Genomic DNA, 22,946 nt, shown 5'->3' with positions numbered 1-22,946 from the left:
TTTACATACAATTGAGGGTAGTAAGATGAAAAGGAATAATGCTTATATTTGGGATCACAATTTGGCTAAAATTGATGTTAGCGTATTAATAAATAATATTATAGTTAATAGCGCTATACATTATAGACGTGTAGCAAAACAAGCGAGTTTGATCATATCCACTTGTCTGTTTTTTACCCTATCTACTGCACAGGCCAGTAATGAAACTGTATTAGATTCAGCGCTAAATAACCAATCACTTTATGCCAGTAGTTATATAACGATGGGCGCGCGAACAATTGTTGGCGGTAATGTTCAAAGTGCTACAGCCATAACACTTGCTGCAAATGCGATTGTAGGTGGTAATGTTGAATCTGGAGCCTCAACAACCCTTGGCGCAGACGCAGCTGTTGTCGGCTATATCCAAGCAGGAACTACAGCAACACTTGGTGTGGCGTCTCTTGTTAATGGCGATATTGAAGCCGGAACCACAGCCACTGTTGGTGCGAGTGCGATCATTGCTGGCGCTCTAATAGCAGGAACTACAGTAACAATAGATGCAACAGTAGAAGTATCTGGTGATGTTTTTGCAGGCACAACAGTAACTATAGGTGCCGGTTCAGTGTTTCATGGCAACATAGATGCAGGTACAACCACAACCATAGGCGCAGGGGTCCAAATAGACGGTATTCTTACGGCAAATTCTTTGCTGGCATCTCCCATCCCTAACTTAGTAACAAATCAAGAAGATTTAATTACAAGATTACAAGTAACGTTGAAAGATTTAGGTACTGGAACAGAACTTATATCGACGTCTTTTGGTACTAATGATGAAACACTCGAAGCGGGTATTTACAGTACCATAGATTATTTATCGATAGCTATCGGTAAGACACTAACCCTAGATGGCAAAGGTGTTGACGGTGTATGGATTTTCAACATTGCTAATTACCTAAGCTTAGCTGCAGATTCAAAGATAATACTAAAAGATGTAACAGATAACAGCACTATTATCTGGAATGTACTTGGCGACAAAACAGGCTCAGCTGGCTACACACAACTTGGCGCAGGTGCAGAAGCTCGAGGTTACATATTTGCAAAAGGCTTTGTTCAAACAGGTGCTAATGCTGTGATAGCAGGTATAGGTGATGATTGTGGCGGTGCTTTTTCAGCCACTAATTTTATTGAGTTTGGTGCAGATAGCATCATCGGGAAAGAGGCGTGCATAAATGGCGTAGCTTTATCGGTAAACCAAGCCATTTTTGGGCAACCGTTTGCTGCTTGTCCAACCGATGCCTTTTTAATACAAGATACCTCAGCAACTTTATTTGGTGTGCAATTGGCTACCGGTCAGTATCAACAACTATCAAATACTATGGGCACAACAAATAAACTTAATGCGATGGGCTTTAATTTTCATGACCAATATCTTTATGCTTGGAGCACGGAGTTTGCTGGACCTGTCCGTATTAATAATAATTATCAAGTAACCCCATTACCGACAACTGGTTTACCCGAAATATCATTCTATGTTGGCGATATTGCCCTTGATAGCAATGTCTATTATTTATACCGCCCTGGTAACACCAATGGTTTATACGCTATCCCATTAGATTCAACTGCCGATAATTATTTAGTTGCAGAACGTATTATTGATGGCAGTAGTTTAAATTTACGTATCTTTGATATGGCCTTTCATCCCTTTAATGGTTTCGCCTATAGTGTTGATAATATCGGTAACCTTCATCGTATTGATGTAAATAATGGCAGTTCAGAATTAATTAATAATGTTGGTGAATCAGGTACATTTGGCGCTATTTACTTTGATGTCGATGAAAACCTTTATATTAGTCGCAACAACGACGGTAAAGTCTTTAAAATAGATACTAAAGAAGCAAACTCACTTGCTGTTTTATATGCTTATGGACCCAGTTCGAGTAATAATGATGGTGCACGCTGTGCCCTAGCCCCTGTTATTTCTACAGAAAAAACGAGCATTGACTTTGGTGATGCGCCTGCATCTTACGGTAGCTCTGCTGAAGATAATGGGGCTCGTCATAGTACTGAAAATAATTCTATCTTTATGGGTATTAGCGTTGATGCTGAATTTGATAGCTTTCAATTTCCACTAAGTGATGACGAAACAGACGGTAATAATGATGATGATGGTGTTGCTTTTGTCACAGGTATAGAAGTCGGTAACCTAGCAGTCCTACAACTTGTTGCTTCATCTTCAGCCTTTGTAAATGCATGGATAGATTTTGATGGTAACGGTGTTTTTGGAACCGATGAGAAAATAATTGATGCGTTACCTGTTATTGCAGGTAGTAATATTATTTCATATGAAGTGCCGACATGGGCTGAAGCGAACAGTACTTGGGCACGTTTTAGAATAAGTAGCACTGCTGACTTAGGTCCAACGGGTGGTGTTAGTGATGGTGAAGTTGAAGATTATCTTGTGGATATAACAGAAGCTAACGTTAGCATAGAGTATTACCCAAGTGCTTCTGGCTGGGCTACTATTGCCTTTGAAGATAATTGGCCAATAGTAGGCGATTATGACTTCAATGACTTAGTGATGAACTATCGTATTAGTGAATATATACTTGATGGTGAAGTTATTCGAGTGAAACTTGAAGGGCAAATTGCCGCTGTTGGCGGGTCTTATCACAACGGATTTGCTTTCCAATTACCTGGTATTAGCAGAGAAACGATTAACGAAGATGATATCCGCTATACCATTAACAACGTGCCTCAGCTCACATCACCTTTAGAGCAGGGGCGTGATAAAGCCATCGCAATAATTACCAACGACGTATGGGACTATGTAAGTGCCGGTGAAAACTGTAAGTATTACCGAAGTGAACCGGGTTGTGGTTCTAAAATTCAAATGCATTTTTCAATGACACTGCCAATGACCCGTGCAATTCCTATTGAAGAAATGCCTGCGTTCCCTTATGACCCATTTTTATTCGCTACTGAAAGCTATGAACATGGTTATGTATTCGGACAGGCTCCTGGTAGAGCATACGAAATACATTTGCCCAATAAAGCCCCTACCGAAGCTTTTAGAACAGACTTTTTTAACAGAGGTGAAGATAAGAGCGAACCTGATAATGAGCGTTACTTTGTTAATGAGAATGGTATGCCTTGGGCGATCAATGTTGGTACACAATGGCAATACCCTCTGGAATACATGGATGTAATTTACGCTTACCCCTTGTTTTCTAGCTTTATTATCAATGAAGGTCGTATTGATGATGACTGGTTTATAGAAAATAATGCCAATATAAAAAATACATTTTTAGATTAAAGGAGTGACATATGAATAAGCTATATATTAGTGTTCTATTAAGTGCTTTATTAACGGCATGTGGCGGCGGTGGTTCGGCCGGAGAAACAGTATCAGTAACGCCACAACCGGTAGTAGAAGAACAACAACCAGAGATTATTTTGCCCGACCCGATTGTAACCCAACCTGTGGTAACTGAGTTTATCTTAGCAGAAACTAGTCCCCTAGAGGCAAGAGCCGTGTTAGAAAGTAGTGCACAAACCAGCGGTGATATATCAGTACCCGATGGATTTTCATTAAATAGTGAGCGTTCATTTAATTTAAAAATAATCAGATCTGATGATGATGATCAAGCTGCCTATTTATCACTGTGCAGTGATTATCAAGAAAATAGCGATGGCAGCTATAACATTAATTATGATAGCTGCTTACTAAGAACATCATTGAATGAAGCGGTTTTTGAAACTGTAATTACCGTCACTAATGATACCGAGGGTTTAGTTGCAGCATTATGGTTTGTCGATGGGAGTAGGAATCCAATCATCAAAGATTGGCGCTTCTAATAACAGTATTGCAACGATGAGTAGATTGACTTGGATAGCCTTTAGTTTTTCTACTCGATAACGGCTTTAAGTATCGAAGATTATCCCGCTTACCGGCGTTATAAACCTGAGGTTTATTTAGACTTTTAAACAAAGGCTAAAAATTTATCACAACAGCGCTTGAGCGCTATCTATATATTGCCTACAATAGCGCAATTTTTTTATCATAGGTCACAAACATGAACGATACTACATCGCTACCCGCTTTACCCGATCGCCTATCAGGTAATCCCCGCAGCCCACATCATGTAGAAGAAATTTTTCAACACGAGATAGGTATTCGACTTAATGGCAAAGAACGTTTCGATGTTGAAGAGTATTGCATCAGCGAAGGTTGGGTAAAAGTCACCATGAACAAAGCGTTAGACCGTCGTGGTCAGCCACTTTTAATGACGGCTAAAGGCACAGTTGAAGCGTTTTACCGTTAAGCCTTATCAATAAAAAATAATAAGCTAATATGCCTTCTCCAAGGCATATTAAATATGGGTCAGCAAAGCAGTATCTACCTCGCTGCCTGACCCTACTTAACAATACAACGACGATCCAAATTTTAGACTGTTTGAAATTTTCATCCCCCCTCTTCTACTGCGCTAAATTATCTAAATATTCTTATATATTAATTTATATATATTCACTAGACTCAGCAGATAAATATGTGATTTAGAAATTATCAGAGGTATTGAGTGGCGAATGTATTAATCGTGGGTAGAAGAGGTCGATGTTATCGAGCCGCATTAAAGCTGGGTCATAACGTTTTTCTCTGGAGTGATGGTCCCCTTCACGAAAGTCGAAAAGAAAAATTGTCGGGCTGTATTGAAACATCATTTGAAAGCGCAGAAAAAATGCTTTTAAAAGCTGAAATAGCAGCAATTCGTGAATTTAACATTGAATATGTTATCGCAGCCACTGAATCAAGTGTCGATATTGCTGCTATGGTTCGTCAAGAATTCAAACTGACAGGCACGCCACTTAACATTACCCGTATCTTACATAATAAAAACGAGATGAAGCTCAAAGCTTTAGAGCACAACATTCCTATTACAAAATTCCATCTCATCAATGACAACGATACGCCACAAGAATTAGTTGATAAGTTAGGCCTGCCACTTGTTGTTAAACCTGTAGCAGAATCGGGTGCAAGAGGTGTCATGGTGCTAAAAAGCTTAGCGGAAGTAGCATTGCATTCAAAGCCCGGCCTACTGGCTGAAGCTTTTGTTGAAGGAAGTGAAGTTAGCGTAGAAACGTTGATCCATAATGGCGTGCCTATTTTTCATAATATAACCGACTATCTTCACCAATGGAAAAAATCAATATTACCGGCAAATTTAACCCTCGCATTGCAAGAAAAAATCATCGCGATAAATGATCAAGTCATCAAAGGATTTGGCGTTAAAAATGGTATGACTCATGCTGAATTCTATCTGACTAAGGCGGGGCCAGTATTTGGCGAAATGGCCGTTCGCCCACCAGGTGGATACTATATGGAACTCATTCAATATTCCTATGGTTTCAACCCATGGAAAACCTATGTAGAGTTAGAAACTGGAGCGACCCCAACCCCGTTACCTGTCAAAGCTAATAAATTTGCTTGCGTACTCATGATCCATCCTGGTCCAGGAACTATTGATGAGATTTCCGGTATCGAGCAATGCAAAGCACTCAAAGAAATAGACCAATTTAAACTTAATATTGCAGCTGGAGATGAAGTTTACGCACACGACAGTACCAGCAGCGAGGTTGGCCATGTATTTATGTCAGGTGATTCACAAGAGATATTACTTGAGCAATTAAAGTTTATCGAAGATAACCTGATCATTAAAATAAAAACATAGCGAGCTCTGCATAGTCTCTTTACAAGCGTTCACTTAATCTAAAAAAGCTCGATAGACTTTTATCGCGCTTTTTCTTAAATTATTATCATTTCATTTATTATTTAACTAGGAGCACTTAGTGCCAACATCATCATTTATATCAGCGGCGTCAGACAAAAAAATTATAGCACCAATAGCTACAAAAATTCCTCATACGATGGAAAAACACAATCACCAACGCATCGATAATTATTATTGGATGCGTGATGACCTGCGCAGTGATGAAAAAGTTTTAGCACACCTTAATGATGAAAATAATTATGCTGATGCCATGTTGGCCAAGCAAAAACCTTTACAAGCACTACTTTTTAATGAACTTAAAGACAGGATTGTCAAGGACGATAATACTGTTCCAGCAAAAGATGGAAAATATTGGTATCACAGCGAAATTAATGGCGAGCAAGAGTTTTCCAACTATTACCGAGCAACAAGTTTTGCCGGTGAAAATAAAACACTCTTATTAGATGTTAATGAGCGCGCACAAGATCATGAGTTTTATGATTTAGGGGACTTATCAATAAGTCAAAATGACCAAATCATGTCAATATCTGAAGATACCGACAGTCGTCGTATCTATACCATTCATTTTAAAGATTTAACTAAGACATCTGATGGGCCAGATGCTTATTTAGCCGATATTCTTGTTGAAACTGAAGGACAAGTTGTTTGGTCGAACGACAATAAAACCCTTTTCTATGTAAAGAAAGATTTAGAAACTTTGCTTGGCACACAAGTATATCGCCATACATTAGGAACACCACAAGCTGATGATGTGCTTGTTTATCAAGAAGACGACCACCGTTTTTATATCAGCTTAGATAAGAGCAGAGATGACTCTCAGCTTTATATTTGTTTACATGCCACTGAATCTACACATTATTTAGTACTCAGTGCCGATGAGCCCAATGGGCAGTTTACCGAATTATTACCTTATCAAGAACAACATGAATATCACGCCGATAAAATGGGTGAATTTTTTTATATTGTGACTAACTATCAAGCTAAAAACTTCAGGTTAATGAAAGCCACGGCTGCACAAATTGATGATATCAATAACTGGCAAGAAATTATTCCCCACAGAGAAAATGTACTGGTTGAAGGCATTGAATTATTTCACCGTTTCATTGTAATAACCGAAAGAGAAAATGGTCAAATTCGTTTTATCGTGCACACAACTCAGGGAGAAAATGCCGGTCATCACTATCCACTATCTTTTGATGACCCCTGTTATTTTGCTTGTCTTGACGAAAATCCGGAGCCAAACAGTACCATCGCAAGATTATATTATTCTAGCTTAACAACACCCGATTCTTTATTTGAATTTGACTTAGCAACAGGTGAGCGAAAGTTACTGAAACAGCAACAAGTCTTAGGTGGCTTTAACCAAGACGATTATCAAGCAGAACGTCTATTTATTAACGCACGTGATGGTGCAGCAGTACCAGTGTCAATTGTTTATCGTCGCAATAGTTTTAAAAAAGATGGTACCAACCCACTTCTTCAATACGGTTACGGTGCTTATGGCTTAACCATAGATCCTGATTTTTCGAGTCAAACGTTAAGTTTACTTGATAGAGGATTTGTTTATGTTATTGCCCATGTTCGTGGCTCAGAAATGTTAGGCAGGCAGTGGTATGAAACCGGTAAAAAAGCGCTTAAACAAAATACCTTTAATGACTTTATTGATGTAACTAAGGCATTAGTTGCCCAAGGATATGGCGCTAAAGATAAAATATTTGCTTCTGGCGGTAGCGCTGGCGGCTTATTAATGGGCGCTGTGGTCAATCAAGCACCGGAACTATACTTAGGCATTGGCGCTCATGTGCCCTTTTTAGATGTGTTAACAACAATGCTCGATGAAAGCATACCGCTAACCACCAATGAATATGACGAATGGGGTGATCCAAACGAAGCACAAGCCTACCAAGATATTTTATCTTATTCACCAATGGATAATATCACTGCTCAACACTACCCAAATATACTTGTGACCACCGGATTACATGACTCACAGGTTCAGTACTTTGAACCAATGAAGTGGGTAGCTAAAATGAGAGAGCTTAAAACAGATGATAATTTGTTGTTGTTTAAGACAGATATGGACGCTGGCCATGGCGGTGCATCAGGACGATTTAAAAGTTTAAAAGAAAAAGCTTTAGAAATGAGCTTTTTTATCTCACTATTAAACGAATAACGTTAACTGATAAAATCGTTTAACTTGTTACTCACAAGGATAATCTTTGTCCCTTGTGAGTAACCACAGCACCTATAAAGAATGTTCTTTACGACACTTATAATGTGTTTGTCATCGGTAAATTTTCAGTTAGCCATTGTTTGAACTGTGCTTTGGGTAAGGCGCCGGACATTCGAGCAATTTCTCTGCCGTGATGAAATATCATTAAAGTAGGAATAGAACGGATATTATGTCCTCCTGCGGTATTTTGATTGCTTTCAGTGTCTAACTTCACAAAACAAGCTTGTGTAAACATATCGGCAGCAACCTGTTCAAAAGTGGGTGCAAATTGTTTACAAGGCCCGCACCACGGTGCCCAAAAGTCGACAACAACAGGTAAACCGTTGTCGGTAATATAACGGTTAAAGTTTTTATCGCTACCAACAACAGGGTTAATAGAAAGCACAGCTTTACCACACTTACCGCATAGAGGCTGGTCATTGAGCTTAGCCTTAGCTAGACGATTTTTCGTACCGCAACTTGCGCAAACTATTTGAATAGGTGAATCAGTCATAGTAAATCTCACTAAAAAGTATTTTAAAATTCGTTTAATATAAAAAGTAAATATGGGTCTGTACGGGCTTTAATTCAAGCATCTAAATTAAGACCGTTAATTGCAACCCCATTTAACTAGTTACTTATTGAAATATATATCTATTTATAAAGAATAAAAACCGCCACAATTAAACTTTACCCTTATCAGTTTTAGCATTAGTCGATCAGCACTTAACGTGTGCTTTGATATTTAAATTTTTTAACTGATTCATTAGCTCGATTAATATCTTTAAAAGATTAGCTTTGTTTAAGGTTATTTTTAGTTAAATATTTTTTCAATAATACCGGTAATGTTGTGATGTCGGTAACTAGAGCAACTATCATCGCCACACTGGTCAGTAAACCAAATAATATGCTTGGCACAAAATTAGAAAATATTAAGGTACCAAAACCGATAACAATAACGGTAGTCGTATATATTAGTGCATAACCAATCGATAAATTTGTCCGCTTAATCCAATCATCGCTATTTGCTTGGCCAAGTTCCATTTCTTCTATATAGCGGTGTATATAATGAATAGTATCGTCCATTGAAATTCCCATAGCTACGGCGGCTATAGTAATAGTCATTAAATCTAGCGGAATCGAAAATATCCCTAAGACGCCCATAATCACTACGGTAGTAATAAAATTAGGCACTAAAGCAATCCAGGCAACTTTGAACGATGAAAATATAATCATCAGTGTTATCGCCATCGCACCATAAACAATGAGTATCGTCAGCACTTGCGAATCGAGCAAACGTGACAGTACATCTTGATAAAGGATGAACAAACCAGTTAATGTATACTGCTGCTCTTTAATGCCCATTGCAGATAACTCTTTATGAATATGTGCCAACAAATCGGCTCTATTTAGATCTTTAGTGCTGTCTTGAACCCGCATAGAAATTCGTATTTGGTTATTTTTTTCTGAAAAGTAAGCGCCAAAAAGTTTCTGCTGTAACTCAACATCTAAACTTTTGTAGAGTGCGGTAAGTTCATATTCTGTCAGGGGTTTACCATAGACCACTTGAGCAATTTTAGTGAAGTCGGCAATTGAGGTAATCGCACCAATGGCTTGCTCTTTTGCTAACATATTTTGAATATCTGTTACCGTCTGCACTGCACTGGCTGAGATAACTAATCCTGATTTTATTTGCTTATCTGGAATATTCAATAACAGGTCAAATGGCGTCGAGCCACCAAACTCTTGATCGATAAAGGTCAGCTCTTTTCGAACATTGGTTGATTCACTAAAGTAATTTAAAAAACTATTCTCTGCCGTTAACTTTAGGCACCCCAAGGCACCAACAAGGGTGATCAAAGTAGATATAATAATAATCTTTTTTGGCTGATTAATAACAAAAGTTGCTGCGCCTGTCATTCCCCTTTCAATCTGATGATGCTGCTTAACAAAACCTTGTTTATTAAAAATGACTAACAGTAATGCGGGGAAAAAAGCCAAACTAACAATGAAGCTAACCAGCATAGCAACAACCATCATCCAACCAAAACTTATAACTGGCTGAACACCACTGAAGATAAGCGAGCCAAAACCAATAGAGGTCGTTAAACCTGCATAAAAACAAGGTTTTATTTTTTGTTTAATGGTTGCCAATACAAGTGTTTGATGATCCCAATCGATGTGTTTTAACACCAACTCTTGGTAATGTACAATTAGGTGAATTATCATCGCTAAAGACAAAATAATTTGCAGGGCAAATACATTCGCTGAAATAACAGTAACTTTAAAATCCAGTGCCGCGAGTAAACCTATCGTCATAACAACACTTGTTGCACAGCAAACTATGGGTAAAACTACCCAACTTACTTGTCTAAACAAAAACCACAACAACACAATAACCACCAGAATAATTAAAGCACCAAAAAGAACTAAATCATTCTGGATAATTTGAATTAACTCATATGACAATAAATTATTACCGCCTAAATAAAAGGCACCGTCTTTTTTATAGGGTAATAGAAGCGCGCGAATTTTTTCAATTTCATCAATACGCGTTTGCTCGAGTTGCTTATTAAGTTTCTGCTGTTGTTGCTTTAGCGCCTCAAGTGCATTTTGTTCTTTATCGGTGAGTTCTCGGGTTAATAAGTGACGTTTAATGTCAATAATATCGTCATTTATCTGTTCAACTTTTTTATTTGTCTTAAAAACCACTTGCAACGACAATGCCGTTTGACCTTTGTTAATAAGCAAGCCCTCATACAAAGGGTGTTTTTTTAAACTTAGTGAGAACGTTTGCTCATCAAACTTTTTATTTTCCCAAGTTAACTCTTCAACATCCGCAGAAACTGTTTTAGCAGAAGAAAAAATAGGCACATTAACAATACTGTTGACTTGTTTAACACGAGCTATTTTCTCTATTTTTCTGCCAAGTTCCGACAAGATATCAAGATTAGTTGTCGAAAATAACTGGCTGTTACTCGGTTTAAATGCAATCAGTATAAATTCTTCAGAGCCATAACGTTGACTAGCTAGCTGGGTTAAAATGTAATGTTTATTGTTATCGACTAACAAAGTATCTGCTGAAGCATCAATCTCAAAATTTTTCGCTTGCCAGGCTAATGTCGCCGTGAGTATGCAAAAAATAATACAGCTGGTATAAGCCCAAAAGGTTGCACTCGCTTTAAACATATTTATTCCACTTTTGGGTTAGAAGTACTAAAAAAGGCGTTATTGTAGCTTTTGCTTTTCGGTTTTAAAAACTTCATTGCGACGCTCTTGACCATCTCGTTGAATGCTTTGCATATATAAATTACGCGTAAACTCGTAAGGGTTTTCAACATCAGTTAATACCTGTGGATACTTAGCTAAAATAGGCGTTTGTGCTTGAATACCATCAACAAATAGTAATTGTTGAGCTGCCCTCTTATCATTAATGAAATTAAGTGGGTGTGCTAGGTAGTTGAACGATAATGATGCCGTATCACGTAAGTCTGAAGGTCCAAGTAAAGGTAAAACAAGATAAAAACCATGTCCGACGCCATAAGAAGCAAGAGTTTCTCCGAAAGTCGTTTTATCACGTTCCAGTTCCATCATGCTGTTGGCGGGGTCAAATAAACCAAACAAACCTATGGTACTATTTACCAACACTCGAGCAAGACTGTTACCCGATTTAGAAAGCTCTCCTTGAAATAAATGATTTAACGCGTAAAGCGGTTCACGTAAATTGTAAAAAAAGTTTCGAATACTTTGATCAACAGGCAAAGGAACAACTTTTTGATAACCTACTGCGAAGGGGCTAAGTACGTAGCGATATACTTTATCATTAAATTTAAAAATGGGCTCATTGATAAATCTTAATGAATCTTCTGGCTCTTCATAGCTGATTACGCTTGGGATATTTTCTTCAGCCGCTATTTCATAGGGGCCTTTTAAGGAGGATTCACTTATTATAGCTTTTTCAACAACGGCCTCATCGTTTAAAGATGAGCACCCTACTACCTGTGTCAAAAATAATAAGAATAAAGTACTTTGTGCTAGGTTTTTAATAAACCTCGATAAATTAAATTTTTTAGTATTATTGATACTTGTCATTCTAAATCCCTGGAATTTGAACAAACTATGGATAACTCATAGTGTTAAATATGACATACCTCTAATGACTTGTGGTTGTTTATTTTAAGATAAATCGTTTATTTAACACATCACTAATCAATTGCTTTTTTGTACCTTAGTCCAAGGTTCTGTACAAAAAAGCAATAATGTTGTTTGCTTGCGCTAACAATTGACTAATCCTTTTGTTATTAATTGTTCTTTTGTAATGGATTAAATTAAGAAGCGTAACGTTTTCATATTTTACTGGCGTTGCTATATATGGGTAAATATTTTGATAAAAATTTTCTCCACTTATAGCATTCCTTAAAGAGACAAAAGATGAATATTGTCTCTTTCATAAAATAGTGCCTAAAAAACACTTAATCTAGATAGGAGAGCTAAATTATTAAGCCATTAAAACTTTAATACCCATAAATTTAACTGAGATTAATATCAACGTCTTCAACTGGAGAAATATAGCCTTGATAACCCTCTGCTTTTAATGAATTAAAATCTGCTAATTGCGCTTGGTCTTCAATTCCGGTAATAATAACCGAGATATTCAGTCCTTTCGCCACATTGACTAGCGCACGGCAAAGTTCTTTATTGTGATTTAACTTCTCATAATAAGCGAAAGATAAGTCTAATTTTATATAATTAGGTAAGAGTTTTTGTAAATATTCTAAAGAGCCAATTTGACGACCACACTGGTCAATACCTATCTTAGCACCCGCTGCTCTTACAATTTCTGCTAGCTGATAACATTGCTCAAACGAGGTTATGGCTGCTGATTCGGGTATTTCAAAAGAAATACGTTCGGCATAGGCGGATTGCTTAAGGTATTGCGCTAACCAATGAATAAATTGTGGATCTTTTAAACTATCATGCGTTAAATTAATCGCGATGCCCTCATCTGCAAGGGCCAAAATATTCTGCTGTTCGATTGACTGCAATAAACATCTGTCTAGCTGAGCACCTAACGATAACAACTCTATAAATGGCATAAACTCAGATGCGGTGACAATTTGTTTGTCTATGTATAAACGACAATATATTTCGCGCTGAATAACTTGTTGAGTCGTCATAGCTAAAATTGGCTGCCATTGAAAACTAAAATGGTTGTTATTAATAGAATCAACCAATTTACTGCGCCATTGTTCACGGCTATATTTTTGTGGTTGATCCGCATCTATCCAATGACTTATTTTATGCTCGCGTTGTGCTTGTTGTAGTGCATTATCAGATTGAGATAACAAGTCAGCCGAATTCATGTTATCAATGCGTTGACTAACACCTAAGGCAAAGCGAGTATTAGGTGTGCAACCTGCTTTCGCTATCTCTTGATTAATGATCCGAATTAATGACTGTAAGTAGACTTTTATGACACTTTTTTCTGCTTTAGTGATCAAAAATGCAAATTCGGTGTTGGCAATTCGTGCAATAATACATTCGCTGATTTCTGGCAACTCGGCTTGCATTCGTTTTGACACAACTTTAATAATTTCATCTCGGCCTTGATAGCCATACTTACTATGAACATCTTCAAGCCAATCAAACTTAGCTAAAATAAGTCCGCCAAAACCAGGCTCATTTAACCAATTATTGATTTGTGCAGACAAATATTGTCGATTAGGCAATTGAGAAACCTGATCGATAAATTTATCTTCTTTTAATTCATTAACCTCTTCATCCAAGGTCGAAAATATTTGTTTTAACTGCCCTGACATCGAATTAATCGCGCCAACGACATCTTGTAACTCTATAGTTTTCGGTAACTCAAGGTCTTGACCAAACTTACGTTGTGAAATGTTTTTCGCGTGTATAGCTACATTATGTAACGGTTTTAAAATTCGGTTCAATTTGAACCTTAAAACAATAATAGAAAGAATAAAAAGCAAAGATAAAATCATCAAAGTGTCATTCATCACACGCCATAATTCTTGATAACCCAACGCAGGATGACCTTCAATTTCAATTGTTGCTAGTTGCAACCAACCTGAGGTAATTAAACTTTCTTTTTTTTGTATGGCAAATAAATCTAGATTTATAAACCATTGTGGAACCCCTTCAATAACAATTGGATTTTCCCAAATTTGTTCTTTGCCATCAACTAGCCATTTAAGGGTCACCTTGCGATAGAAGCCGCCTTCAAAAATGACATTAACCAAGGTTTCTGCTGTGGCTACATCTCCGGTTTCAAGATGAGGCCTCAGCATTAAACCTAACGAAGTTATAGTGTTGTTTAAATCAGAATCCATCTGCTGATTCATAAAGTCGCGGGTTTGTGTAAATTGAAAATAAACTAAACTGGTCATAACTAGTAAAAAAAGTGCGAACAGTAATGAGTTTATTTCTCTAAATAGGGTCATGGTCTTAAAACTCCATTTTAATTTTGGGTTGTTTAAGTTTTGAAGTAGTTATACGCTGTCTTAAGTCTCGCCAAAGTTTAAGCTTTGATGATTTTCCACTAAGAATTCCTTGCCCCTTTGCTTTGTTCAACCATAATTGACTGGCATTAAAACTATATATAGGGATCAGATCGTTGCGCTGATTTGCGGGTTTTATAACACCGTCTAGATTATCTAAAATTAATGGTACGGCACTAGGCGTTTCGTAGTAAGCGAGTACCATATGGTATTGATTAAGTTTGACGGCTTTTACCATAGTGATCCTCATTTTTTCATCCGCAATACCCATCTCTAATAAGGTAAAATATTTAGCAATTGAATAGTCTTCGCAATCGCCACCATTAACACCGATAAATTCGATAGGTGTCGCCCAATAATTGCTCACCCCCCAAAGTTTACTATCATCAATAAACCTAAACATATTAAAGAATTGATTAACTTCTTGTAATGTTTCTAAGGGGGAATGTTGAACTTTTGGTTGCATTAATTTAAACCAGGCTTTGCCTCTTTTACCTGCTCTTTCTCCATAACTTTTTTCTAATGATGTGACAATTTCTTTTTCATTAAGGGGCTGTGTAGATTGAGCAAATATAGCCGCTAAACATATTGTGGTGATGAGAAGCATTTGAATGGGTTTGATGACCATCCATTTAAAAAAAGAACTTCTTCTAATGCTACTCATTAATAATTAATTAGCTTGATTCACCGTATAAATGGTCCATTTGAGATCATCAATTTTTTCTATATGAGATATCTCGGCCATTATACGACGATTTTCAGCATGCGCTTGTTCAGTATCTGCTAAGTTTTCTAAGCGTTCAAAGCCATAACCAATTGAAGAGATACGCTCTTCATTAATTTTAAAATCATTGATTAGTACCAAAGCAACTGCTTTAGCGCGATTATTTGACAGCACTTGATTTAATTTTGCCACGCCAACTTTACTGCTATGCCCTTCAATCACTACATTGATTTGCGGATTCATTTTAAGAAGTTCTGCTAACTTACTGATGTCTTCATTTGCTTGGTCTGACAGTTGATAAGAATTGTTAACAAATTTAACATCAATTTTAAAAGGCATTATTTTAGACGTTTGAGTACCACAACCATAATTGTCAATCGCAGCACCAATAGAAGTCCCATCACATTTTTCACGCGCTTTTACTACACCATCACTGTCATAATCAGTTAAATCATAAAGCTGCTGTACCGAGTCTTCTAATATGACTACAGGAGTATCAGCACAAGCACTAATAAATATTACTGCAAAAGCGACCATTAAATATTTTGCAGTAACTTCTATTGGCTTAATTGATAACTTATTCATTGTAAGCTCCTTGTTCGTATTCGTGTTCACCTTTCCATTTTGATGATCTTGTTACTCTCAATGAATCAAGTAGCAGGCCTGTTGCATTTAACAAACGATACTGAGCGCTCAATTCATTAAAGTCTGCATCAAGGTAATCCTTACGAGCTTGAAACAATTCATTTTCGGTATCAAGCAGATCGAGAAGATTTCGCTGCCCAATATCGAACTGCTGTTTGTAGGCTGCCTGTGTATCTTTAGATGTAATAACATGTTGCTTTAGATATGTTTTTTGTAAAGCTAACATTTCAAAAGCATTCCACGAAAGACCAAAGCTTTCAGTAACTTGACGGTGAGCGTTATAATTAATTTCCTGCGCTTCTGAAATTTTATAGGCTGCACTTCGTTCGGTAGCAATGTCTTTTCCACCCGAGTAAAAGTTGTAGCGTAAGCGCAGCATTGCTGTTGCATCGTTTCGATGACCACCTACGTCAGCGCCAAATCGATTAATACCACTTTCACCACCAACATCATTGTCAGAATTCACGCCGAGTTCTAAAGATAAGGTTGGATAATATCTAGCGTTTATTGAGTTTTTAAATGAACGAGCCGCATTAATATCTTGTTGAGCAGCTTTAATTACCGGATGACGTTTTATTGCTAGAGTTAACCCCGTTGCTTTATTTTTAGGTAACATATCGGCATCAGGTACTGGTAGCACAAGGTTACTCGGTTGTGTATTCGTTAAACGAATAAATTGTGACCTAGCGTCAAGGTTATTATTACGCGCCGAAATCATGTTAGCTTGCGCGCGAGCTAGCCGGCCTGTAACTTGAGACAAGTCAGCAATATTACCCAGGCCTGAATCAGTACGTTCTTTTATTTGATCATAAATGACTTGGTGTGAGGCAATGTTTATTGCTGATAATTTAACAAGCTCATCTGTTTTTATAAAATTTAAATAGGCTTTAGCCACTTGTAACGCAAGATCTTCTGCATTGGCAATTAATGTCCATTGCTCAGCGCTCGCTTCGAATTTAGTTCTATCTATTTCATTACTCGTGTACATGCCATCAAAAAGAATTTGTTTAATACTAACACCAAATTCACCACGGGCTAATTCAGTTTCACCGTCATCGCCGATGGTAGCATTTCGTCTATTTCCGGGAGTATCTGTATATTCATAACCATAACCAGCAGTTAAATCAATAGTTGGAAAATAGCCTGCTGAGGCACGATTAACATCTTCTTCTTTAGATTTAAATCGTGCAAATGTCTGACGAATATCAGGATGTGTATCAAGTGCGTTTGCAACGGCTGCCTCTAAACTTTGGGCATAGCTATTAGCGGAATATAATCCCGATAAGCCTAAACACCAAACCATAGTTACTTTATTTAATTTAAACATAATGTTATTTATAAATACTCCATATTCTTATTATTATTAATTGCTAGTAGACAAGCCTTACCGTTCCCTTAGTGCAGCCTCATTCGCCCGTAATATGGGGTTTAAAATATATTCTAAAATTGTTCGTTTACCCGTAATAACATCAACATCTGTTAGCATACCTGGAATAATTGGCATTTCTTTGCCATTTTTATTCTTAATGCTTGAAGCATCTGTGCGTACTCTAATAAGATAAAAACTGTTTCCCTCTTCATCCTGTGTTGTATCGGCACTTATGTGCTCTACTTTACCCGTTAACCCGCCATATCTTGTAAAGTCATAGGCAGTGATCTTAACAACAGCTGGCAACCCAGGATAAATAAACGCAATATCTCTGGGCTTAATTTTTGCTTCAACCATCAATTTATCTTCGGTGGGCACAATTTCAGCAATGGTTTCACCCGGCTTAACGACTCCACCTAAGGTATTAATGTGTATGGTTTTAATAGTACCAATAACCGGCGATAAAATTAATGCTTTCGTTACTTTATCTTGAGCACCAACCTGTGATTCATTAATTCGAGATAGTTTATTCTCTAATTCATTAAGCTCTGATCTCGCTTCTGTTCTATAAGCAAGTGCTGTTTCTCGACGATTTAAAATTGACTCTTGTATGGCAGACTTTAATTTTGGTGCTAACAAACGAACCGCACTTAATTCACCTTTAAGCTCATTCACGCTACGTTCTAACTTATAGAGTTCGATTTTTGAAACAATGTTTTTTTCTGCAAGCGGTCGTGTTAAGTCGAGTTCTTTACTGGCTATCTCATAACTTATTTTTAAGGTATTAATTTTCGAAACTAATTCAGCAACTTCTTGTTCCCTTTGTTGTATCTGCTGGGCTTGAATTGCTAATTGATTGATTAAATTGTCTATTCTTCCAGAATACTCTTCTTGTTGTCTTTCAACCATAAACTTAGCGTTTTGTTGTAAATCGTCTGGGTAAACGGGTACTTTTATATTTATTTCTATTTGTCGTTGCCAACTTTCGCTAACACCAATCAATATACTTGAAAGCTCGGCTCTAAGGCGAATGACATTCGCTCTTAGGCTACTCACCTCCTGTTTTTGTTCTGCAAAGTCAGATCTAAAGCGAGTATCATCAATACTTGCAATCGGTTGCCCTTTAATTACTTGCATACCTTCTTGAACAAAGAGTTTTTGTAATACACCACCATCTAAACTTTGTATAATTTGTACTTGAGTTGATGGTATTACCTTGCCCATTCCTGAAGTAACTTGTTGAAGTTCAGAAAAATATGACCAAATAAGAAAACAAAAAAGTAATCCACCCATTGCCCATATAGTTAACCGATGTAAACTTGGCACTTCCGTTAGCATTGCACCATATACATCGTCAGCCATTTCTAGGTCTTGTTGGCTAACCTTCATAAGTTCGCCTCTTGATTTAAATTTTCGCCTTTGAGTTGCGCTAATACTTTATCTTTTGGACCGTCAATAATCAATTTACCTTTATCTAAAACAAGAATGCGGTCAACCAATTTTAATAAATCCATTTTATGGGTAATTAATAACATAGTGCGATCTTTTGCCGTTGCATTGATTGCTTCAATAAACTTCTTTTCAGCACGAGCATCAAGACTCGCGGTTGGCTCATCTAACAGTAATATTTGAGGTGAATTTAATATCGCTCTGGCTAAAACAATTGACTGTCTTTGACCACGTGATAATGCACTACCACTTTCCCCCACTTGTTGGTCAAGGCCTTGACTATTATGATCGGTAAAAGCACTGACACCAGACAGTTGAACCGCTCTAATAAGTTGATATTCAGTAACTTGACGAGTACCAAAGAGGATATTATCGCGGATGGTACCATGAAATAAGACAATATCTTGTGGTAAATAGCCAATGTTTTTTCGTAAGTCACTAGGGTGAATTTGCCGGTGATTTAAACCATCAAATTGAATGCTACCCTTGCTTGGCTGATAAAGACCTAATAGTAATTTAGCTAGCGTTGTTTTACCCGAACCATTATGGCCAACAATGGCGATTCTTTCTCCTTGATTAATTTTTACTGACATTGGCTGCAAAGAGTCACTTTCTGCATTAGGGTACTTAAAACTGATATTTTCAGCATTTATATTGCCGCTGAGTTTTGTTCGACTAACCAAATGAGCTTTGTCTTCAAATTCGCCTTCTTGCTCCATTAAAGTATCAAGTTGTTTCAAAGCACTTAAGGTTTGATTAGAGCGCGTCATTAGGCCAGCAAGCTTAGCAATAGGAGATATAGCACGACCGGTTAACATAACAGCCGCTATAATTCCCCCCATCGAGATTAAGTTTTCTGATACCCGATAGACACCTAACACTACAACGGCGACTACTGATATTTGTACAATAAAACTCGCAAAATTTAAGACCGAATTAGTGATCATTTTAGATTTAAGTAACCAGGTCGAGGTATGACCAACCATTTGCTGCCAAGCTCTTTGCACAACACCTTCTGCGCCATTAGCTTTAATAGATTCTAAAGCGCTTAAACACTCAATCAGATGTCCATGGCGTAAACCCGAAAACTTATTACTTTCTTCTATCGCTTTACGCAGTTTAGATTGATTTAATAATGTGTAGCCAATGATAAGTATTGAGGCAATAATTGGAAACATCACTAAGTCTCCTGCAACAAGCCAAATACAAAACATAAAAAGCACAGCAAAAGGTAAGTCAACTAAGGCACTTATTGTCGCAGAAGACAAAAACTCTCTAACACTGTCAAATTCACTCAGCTGCTTTGCCATTCCACCGACACTTGGGGAGCGTTTTTCAAGCGGTATACCAATCACTTTAGCAAATAATTTTGAAGAAACTTCAATATCAATTTTCTTGCCTGCAACATCAATTAGATAACCACGAAGTTGTTTTAAAATAAAATCAAAAATATAAGCGACACCGGCACCAATGGCGAGTACCCAAAGCGATTCAAAAGCGAGATTAGGTATCACTTTGTCATAAATATTCATCACAAAAAGTGGTGATACCAGAGCAAAAACATTGATCATTACTGACGCAATAATTACATCTCGGTATATCGATGAAGTATTCTTAATTTTCTGCCATAACCAATGTTCTTTTGAACTATTAAGATGAACATCAAAATTTCTATCACCGCGATATTGCTGCTTTATTAAAAATAAATAACCAACAAAACTCGATTCTAATTCCTCTATTGTTAACTGTTCTTCACCACCAGTTTCAGGTAAAGAAACTGTTGCTATATTTTTTTCAATATCGAGTTCTTGTAATACTAAGGCTTTTTTATCTTTTAGCATCAAAATACAAGGTAACAACATTGAGGGTAATTCATTCAAGCCTTTACGCACTAATTTTGCACTCAACCCTGCGCGAGATGCTGCTTGAGGTAATAGCTCTGGTGTAAGATTAGCACCAGTAAGTGGTAAACCAGCCGCGAGCGCTTCAGGAGAACACGGGTTACCATAATGCTCTGTTATAAGCACTAAACTGTCTAACAGAGGGTCTGAACTTAACTTTTGTGAAGCGTTAATTGTCCATTGAGTTGACTGTTGCACTGTTGATTGCACCTAGTATGTTATCCCTTAAAAAAGCCAATAAGCTAATGATGTTGGAAAGTACATCTCATCATTAGCTCATTGTACTTGTTATGTTTTGCTACTTAATTTACTCGACTTAATCATATCTGGTCTGAAGTGTCGAGTTCAATGGGCAATGGCACAATTTCTGATGACGCATCACTGTTCAATGTTACACCTTTATTTAAGAAATTATTGGTGATTATTGTTTCAGTATTTGAAAGTGCGTCGACCTGATCAATATTTTCTAAGGTCAAGTTTTCGTCTGCATAGATAACTGTAACTTCACTTTCTTGATCTGTATTTAAGTCACTTTGCGAAAATTCATCAAACATAAAAGTTTCACTCTGGCTTTGCACCAAAAGATCACTTAAATCATAATCAGTTGCAAGATTTGAACCTTGATTGCCTAGACTTTGGCTGGTAGCAGATTCACTAAAAGACAAGTCGATAAGTTCGCCGTTAGATAAAGCAGAGCTCTCATCATTAGTATCGTTGGCGTTGTTAGCATTTGCACTTTCAAAATAAATGGTTAGAGTCGCATTATCTGTTTCAGGATTGGCGGTATCACCATCTTGGATGGTGTAAACGAATTCAATCGATGTAGGAATAGTATTAACATCAGTCCCTGAAGCTAAAATGAAGTTATACTTCCCTGTATCATACATAGTAAAAATACCAAACCCCGTATCTATAATGTAAGAAGTATTGTTAGTATCAAAAATGTATACTTGGCCTTCAAATTCAAATTGAATTAAGGTTACGGTTCCATCAACTGAGGTATCCTGATTATCTCCAGAACTACCTTTACTTATGACATTTCCTCGGATACCTTCGATCCTTGATTTCCCATCCTTTTCGCGGTATATAATGTAATTATTGTCATCGACAGCAACTGGAGCAGAGTCATTAACAGTAATAATTACATTGGCTGTATCGCTATCAATACCATCAGTTAAAGTGTATTCAAAACTTGGTGGAGTAGCGTCTAAAACATAGCCTTCACTATTTTGATAAGTAAAGTCGCCACTAGCATTAATACTTAAAATACCCCCTTCGACATTAATAATAGCAAAGCCATCTGTTCCAAAGCTTAGTTCGATGCCATTAATATGAGTTATCACTAATGTTGAACCGTCACCACCATCAGTATCGATAACACCATCACCATCGTGATGAAGTATAATATTGCCTGAAACGCTTTCCCCTTCATCAATATTAAAGCCGTCATCTTCTGCAACCGGTGGATCGTTCACTGGTGTTACTGCGATTGTCACAGTACCGGTATCAACATCCGTACCATCACTTAAAGTATAATTAAAGCTTGGTGGTGCACCTACTAGATCGTTACCATTGTGGGTGTAAGTGAAACTGCCATCAGCCTTGATTAAGATAAAACCATCTTTGATATCTACACGGGCTTCACCCGTTAATGGATCAAAGACTAAATCAACGCCATTGACTTGAGTCACGCTCAGACTAGCACCATCGCCACCATCGTTATCCATCACGCCATCGCCGTCATCATGGCTGATCACATTGCCACTGACGATTTCGCCTTCGTTAACACTAAAATTATCATCAGCCGCAACTGGTGGATCGTTCACCGGCGTGACCGCAATCGTTAAGGTCGACACATCGGTATCACCGGCACCATCGGTAATGGTGTAGCTGATCACTGGCACACTGCCATTAAAGTTATCATTCGGTGTAAAAGTGTAACTACCATCGGTATTTAAAGTTAACTCACCTTCAGTGAGAGTAACGGTATCACCTGCATTATACGTATTCCCACCAACAGTAAAGCTGGTAACGGTCATTGGACCGTCTGCTGTTTCAGCATTATCTAACACATTGCCTGTGGCGGTTGTATCTTCAGCTATCGTGACAGTTTCACTATCATCACTTAAATCTGACACTGGAGTTACTGAAATTGTTAGGGTAGAACTCTGAGTGTCACCTGCACTGTCAGTAACAATGTAAGTAATTACAGGCACAGCACCATTGAAGTTATCATTCGGTGTAAAAGTATAACTACCATCTGCATTTAAAGTTAACTCACCTTCGGTGAGGGTAACGGTGTCACCTGCACTATATGTATTACCATCAACAGTAAAGCTGGTGACGGTCATTGGACCGTCTGC

General features: G+C 37.5%; 15 protein-coding genes. 5 read left to right on the top strand and 10 right to left on the bottom strand.

Annotated features, from left to right (window positions below; all coding sequences use genetic code 11):
- Positions 1 to 25: 25 nt before the first annotated feature.
- From H4J69_RS17605 to H4J69_RS17585, 5 genes are all read left to right on the top strand, one after another.
- Positions 26 to 3,292: an LruC domain-containing protein gene (locus H4J69_RS17605; protein WP_182218487.1), complete on the top strand. Its 3,267-nt coding sequence runs from the start codon at positions 26 to 28 to the stop codon at positions 3,290 to 3,292.
- Positions 3,293 to 3,303: 11 nt separating this feature from the next.
- Positions 3,304 to 3,834 (top strand): hypothetical protein, encoded by a 531-nt coding sequence (locus H4J69_RS17600; RefSeq protein WP_182218485.1) that lies wholly within the window; start codon positions 3,304 to 3,306, stop codon positions 3,832 to 3,834.
- 218 nt (positions 3,835 to 4,052) lie between these two features.
- On the top strand, positions 4,053 to 4,301 hold the full coding sequence (locus H4J69_RS17595; protein ID WP_182173540.1) for a DUF3297 family protein: 249 nt from the start codon (positions 4,053 to 4,055) through the stop codon (positions 4,299 to 4,301).
- Between the two features lie 255 nt (positions 4,302 to 4,556).
- A complete protein-coding gene (locus tag H4J69_RS17590; protein ID WP_182218483.1) occupies positions 4,557 to 5,705 on the top strand; it encodes an ATP-grasp domain-containing protein in 1,149 nt (382 codons plus the stop codon).
- Between the two features lie 118 nt (positions 5,706 to 5,823).
- The gene (locus tag H4J69_RS17585) at positions 5,824 to 7,938 is read left to right on the top strand and encodes a S9 family peptidase (RefSeq protein WP_182231067.1); all 2,115 of its coding nucleotides are present in this window, start codon (positions 5,824 to 5,826) and stop codon (positions 7,936 to 7,938) included.
- 97 nt (positions 7,939 to 8,035) lie between these two features.
- Here H4J69_RS17585 and trxC read toward each other — a convergent pair whose 3' ends face one another.
- The 10 genes from trxC to H4J69_RS17535 form a co-directional block, all read right to left on the bottom strand.
- Positions 8,036 to 8,491 (bottom strand): thioredoxin TrxC, encoded by a 456-nt coding sequence (gene trxC / locus H4J69_RS17580; protein ID WP_182218365.1) that lies wholly within the window; start codon positions 8,489 to 8,491, stop codon positions 8,036 to 8,038.
- A 278-nt stretch (positions 8,492 to 8,769) separates the two neighbouring features.
- On the bottom strand, positions 8,770 to 11,166 hold the full coding sequence (locus tag H4J69_RS17575; protein WP_182218367.1) for an RND family transporter: 2,397 nt from the start codon (positions 11,164 to 11,166) through the stop codon (positions 8,770 to 8,772).
- Between the two features lie 39 nt (positions 11,167 to 11,205).
- Positions 11,206 to 12,069, bottom strand: coding sequence for a VacJ family lipoprotein (locus tag H4J69_RS17570; protein WP_182244936.1), 864 nt, complete (start codon positions 12,067 to 12,069; stop codon positions 11,206 to 11,208).
- A 437-nt stretch (positions 12,070 to 12,506) separates the two neighbouring features.
- A complete protein-coding gene (locus H4J69_RS17565) occupies positions 12,507 to 14,438 on the bottom strand; it encodes an EAL domain-containing protein (RefSeq protein ID WP_182218370.1) in 1,932 nt (643 codons plus the stop codon).
- A 4-nt stretch (positions 14,439 to 14,442) separates the two neighbouring features.
- Positions 14,443 to 15,159 carry a transglutaminase-like cysteine peptidase gene (locus tag H4J69_RS17560; RefSeq protein WP_259364844.1) on the bottom strand — a complete coding sequence of 239 codons (717 nt, stop codon included), beginning with the start codon at positions 15,157 to 15,159 and terminating at the stop codon, positions 14,443 to 14,445.
- Between the two features lie 6 nt (positions 15,160 to 15,165).
- A complete protein-coding gene (locus H4J69_RS17555; RefSeq protein WP_182218372.1) occupies positions 15,166 to 15,804 on the bottom strand; it encodes an OmpA family protein in 639 nt (212 codons plus the stop codon).
- Complete coding sequence (locus H4J69_RS17550) at positions 15,797 to 17,191, bottom strand: TolC family outer membrane protein (RefSeq protein WP_182218374.1); 1,395 nt, start codon at positions 17,189 to 17,191, stop codon at positions 15,797 to 15,799. The genes H4J69_RS17555 and H4J69_RS17550 overlap by 8 nt, the downstream gene beginning before the upstream one ends.
- 57 nt (positions 17,192 to 17,248) lie before the next feature.
- Positions 17,249 to 18,622, bottom strand: a complete 1,374-nt coding sequence (locus tag H4J69_RS17545) for an HlyD family type I secretion periplasmic adaptor subunit (RefSeq protein ID WP_182218375.1) — start codon at positions 18,620 to 18,622, stop codon at positions 17,249 to 17,251.
- Positions 18,619 to 20,793, bottom strand: a complete 2,175-nt coding sequence (locus H4J69_RS17540) for a type I secretion system permease/ATPase (protein WP_182218377.1) — start codon at positions 20,791 to 20,793, stop codon at positions 18,619 to 18,621. The genes H4J69_RS17545 and H4J69_RS17540 overlap by 4 nt, the downstream gene beginning before the upstream one ends.
- A gap of 110 nt (positions 20,794 to 20,903) precedes the next feature.
- Positions 20,904 to 22,946: cadherin-like domain-containing protein (locus H4J69_RS17535; RefSeq protein WP_182252007.1), on the bottom strand; the 2,043-nt coding region annotated here is incomplete at its 5' end.

This window comes from Colwellia sp. BRX10-9 (assembly GCF_014077405.1).
Taxonomy (GTDB): Bacteria; Pseudomonadota; Gammaproteobacteria; order Enterobacterales; family Alteromonadaceae; genus Colwellia_A.
The sequence above is the reverse complement of the archived record's forward strand: the minus strand, read 5'-3'. Positions and strand labels throughout refer to the sequence as shown.